Here is a 3,911-nt window from a genome sequence, read left to right on the forward strand (position 1 = left end):
ATCAGTGGTGACAGCGGTTTATTGCTGTTATCGCCAAAATAGATCATCCGTTCGAGAAAATAACTGCCCCAGGGTTCGCGGGCCCCAAACGCATTGTGCATAAACCAGGCACGGGAATCATGCACCTGATCATCAAAAAGCGCGCGGAGCTGCCCCCCGGGTAATTCGGTATTACTGGTTTCACCAGCCACAGGGAATAGCACAGTACATCGCACTTCACCGGCGGTTTTCATGCGCAGCCATTCAGGGTATCGGTTGTCGGTACTCAGAAGGAAAATCGCGTTTTTGAGCCCATAGACCGGCTCAAAGTACCATTCCTGGGTGTTGGTGCGTGATACTCCCTGATAATCTTCTCTGAACTCCTCTGCGGCCTGGCGTAACTGGGTTTGTCCCAGTGCCGCATCGAAGTCCTTAGGCCCTTGAGGGAGAAGGATAAAATCACCGTCTTTAGCGGCAGCGGCCATGCTCTGGCGTTCTTGTTCCGTGTTCTTCTGAATTAGTGCCCGGTTATCTTCGTCGGCTTTTCTGAGGGCCGGATCACTGTGTTTATCCAGCCCGTTGGCGGCAGAGTCGATGTAGAAGCGTTTTGTCTTGTAGGTGCCGCTGGCGTAGCGGGTGATGCGCCAGGCGGTGATCCACGCCGTTTGTTCTTCCATGGCTTTTTCCAGGCTGACGGCCGCGCGCAGTGGCTGGTATTTTACCGCCTCCTGCCCACTGATAATATCAGTTGATAGAGGAATTCCAAGGGTCAAGGTGCGCCAGGCGTTGAAACGGTCGATTAAGTTAGGATTTATCAAAAACTCTTCTTGGACATCTGGCGGTAATTGTCGGTAGATGTCTTTTTTAATGTCATCAGGCAACGAGGTCTCGGGGACTTTTAATGGTGCGCCGGCAGCAAATGCGGCGGCGTACATCTCATGGAGGGCGATTTGGGACAACAGTAAGCTGTCATCCGGTCCGTTCGCCTTGCCCTGATCCCCTGGTGGATATCCACCNGGGGTTCCGTGCACATTTCCCCGAAAGATGCCATCTGACGACTAAAAAACATTAATAATCATGCCGTTATTTTATTAAATAATTTACGTACTAGTATTTACGCTTGACTAAATTTAGGGTGTTTTCCGGGTTCATCCTGACGTTCCTCTTCTGATTGTGGTGCCTTTATGTTCAATAAGGGTGACCTACGGGAATAAAAAAAGCCCCGAAGGGCTTTTTTTATGTGGTGACGGTTGACTGTGCCTGCGCCAGCCATCTTTCCTGAATGGTGGTTTTTGCCTGTACCAGTCGCTGCTCTTCAATGACGCCTTTTTGCTGGGCCACCACCGCCCCAGGCTGGAGCGTAAATGCCTGCAACAATTCCGCGCCGGGCAACATGGGCAGCGGCTTACCGGACAGAATATCCATCGCATGGGCTTCCAGCGAAATGGCTCCCGCCATGCCCGCCAACCCCAGAAGTTTACCCTGTATTTTTTTCTGTTTAATGATAAAGGCGACACCGCCCACCAGGGTTGCCGCCCCAACGACCGCGCCAGCCACCATCAGCGGTGACAGCGGTTTATTACTGTTATCGCCAAAATAGATCATCCGCTCGAGAAAATAACTGCCCCAGGGTTCGCGCGCCCCAAACGCATTGTGCATAAACCAGGCGCGGGAATCATGCACCTGATCATCAAAAAGCGCGCGGAGCTGCCCCCCGGGTAATTCGGTATTACTGGTTTCACCAGCCACAGGGAATAGCACAGTACATCGCACTTCACCGGCGGTTTTCATGCGCAGCCATTCAGGGTATCGGTTGTCGGTACTCAGAAGGAAAATCGCGTTTTTGAGCCCATAGACCGGCTCAAAGTACCATTCCTGGGTGTTGGTGCGTGATACTCCCTGATAATCTTCTCTGAACTCCTCTGCGGCCTGGCGTAACTGGGTCTGTCCCAGCGCCGCATCGAAGTCCTTCGGCCCCTGAGGGAGAAGGAGAAAATCACCGTTTTTAGCGGCGGCGGCCATGCTCTGGCGTTCCTGTTCCGTGTTCTTCTGCACTTCTGCGCGTTTTTCTTCGTCGGCTTTTCTGAGTGCCGGATCGCTGTGTTTGTCCAGTCCGTTAGCAGCAGAATCGATGTAGAAGCGTTGTGTTTTGTAGGTGCTGTGGGCGTAGCGGTTGATGCGCCAGGCGGTGATCCAACCTGTCTGCTCTTCCATGGCCTTTTCCAGGCTGACGGCAGCGCGTAGTGGCTGGTAGGTTGTGGCCTGCTCGGTGCTGACTTCGCCTTCTGCGGGAGGCAGGTTTAATGTCAGCGTTCGCCACGCGTTGAAGCGCCTGACTAGTGTCGGTTCGATAAAGAATTCTAATTGAAGGTCTGGGGATAATTTCCGCCAGATATCTTTTTTCAAATCATCAGAAAGGGAGGATGGCGGTACTTTTAATGGTGCTCCAGCAGAGAACGCATTGGCATAAAGATCGTGTAACGGTATTTGCGATAAAAGATATCTATCTAATAAGTCTTTGTCGTTAGCTTTTCCTTGATCCCCTGGCGGATATCCACCTCCCAAATCTGAATGTACGCCGGGGTACACCACTTCCTCGCTGTTGGCCGGGTATTTTCCATCGGTGCGGCGAATGGAATCGAGCGGGAAGCAGAGTCGCTGCTCGTGGGAGGACACCAGATGGATACAGCGTTTTATCAGACCGCCGTAAATTTTTTCGTCAGGTAATGCCTGGTTACCGTCGGCCCAGCCCATGTGGCCTTCCGCAATCGGGGCCATGTGGGGGATACCTACGGAGGCCACGGTATCCAGCAGGCCAATAAATTCTACGCTGAGGGGGATTTTTAGGTCACCGGCGACCAGACACTGTTCCGGTTTTTCCCCTTCAGCACGGGGTTTTGGCAGCAGTTCACTGAGCCAACTGATGAATGCCCGGGCGGCGGCGGCACCGCGTGAAAAACCGTAGACGTACAGCTTGATACCCAGCAGTTTGGGTTTTCCTGGTTCCGCAGATAGCAAGGCGGTGCGCAGGGCTTTCAACAGCTCAGGTTCGTTGAGAAGGCGCTGGAACTCTTCATAGCGATTACTGCTACCGCTCAATCCGAAGGACGCCATCGATGTCGCCATCGCTTGAACTGATTTCCAGCAGGCACCGTCATCCATTCTCTCCAGGCCCGTCGTGCGCCTGAGGGCATCAATGATGCGCAGCAGCCCCCAGTTGATGCGGTCTTCGCCGTGTGTGGCGGCAGCGAGGCCACCCATGCTGAAATCAAGGTCTGAAATTTCCGGGAACGGGGTGCCTACGCCCGGCATATAGTATTTGTAATACTTGTTGCCAGCGCTTTCGGGCATATCTGTCAATGCGGTATTTTTGCTGGCGAGTCCTCCGGCATGCCCCTGGCCGATGGTGGCCCTAAACAGGCGGGCGATATTGGTGGGGTGTTTCGGGTCGGCAACGTACAGGTCGTGATTCATGTTGTTACCGGTGCCGTCAAAGAACAGGCTGATGTGCAGAGTCTTGCTGCAGGGGGGAGTGACACGGCGCTCTGCTGCGAGGCACAGCTCATTATGGTAGGCCCGCTCCTGGCTGTCCTGCTGACGGCAGTTCTGACCGACCTGGGCCGCGTTGGCGGGAAGTCGTCCTTGTTTCGGAAACTGGGGTGGATACCAGACCAGATCGGTGCTTATTTCGGACATACTTTAGGCTCCTTCATCCGTAAAGGCTCTTTAATGGGGTAGTTAGGATGGCCATACTCGTAGCAACTGGTGGTGACTTTAACCTGATCACAGGGAAGGAAATGGACGGTGATACCGCAGGTTTTTTGGTCGGTATAAGCGGGAACCGGGACTATTTTATAGTGCTGTCGATGCTGTGCTTTTATTTTTCTCGCCCATGCGGAAAATTTTTCACTGTTCTCATACCCAGGAAAATC

Annotated in this window: 3 protein-coding genes; all 3 read right to left on the minus strand. The window is 53.4% G+C overall.

Features of this window, described 5'->3' with window-relative positions; all coding sequences use genetic code 11:
• The coding region (locus AEP37_RS28015; protein WP_456243161.1) for a T6SS phospholipase effector Tle1-like catalytic domain-containing protein at window positions 1-914 on the minus strand (914 nt) is incomplete at its 3' end.
• Between the two features lie 301 nt (window positions 915-1,215).
• Window positions 1,216-3,675: a T6SS phospholipase effector Tle1-like catalytic domain-containing protein gene (locus AEP37_RS23245; RefSeq protein ID WP_049615547.1), complete on the minus strand. Its 2,460-nt coding sequence runs from the start codon at window positions 3,673-3,675 to the stop codon at window positions 1,216-1,218.
• Window positions 3,663-3,911 (minus strand): DUF3304 domain-containing protein (locus tag AEP37_RS25475; RefSeq protein WP_156168763.1); only part of this gene is annotated, 249 nt, incomplete at its 5' end. The genes AEP37_RS23245 and AEP37_RS25475, both read right to left, overlap by 13 nt.

Source organism: Yersinia pekkanenii, assembly GCF_001152565.1.
Taxonomy (GTDB): domain Bacteria; phylum Pseudomonadota; class Gammaproteobacteria; order Enterobacterales; family Enterobacteriaceae; genus Yersinia; species Yersinia pekkanenii.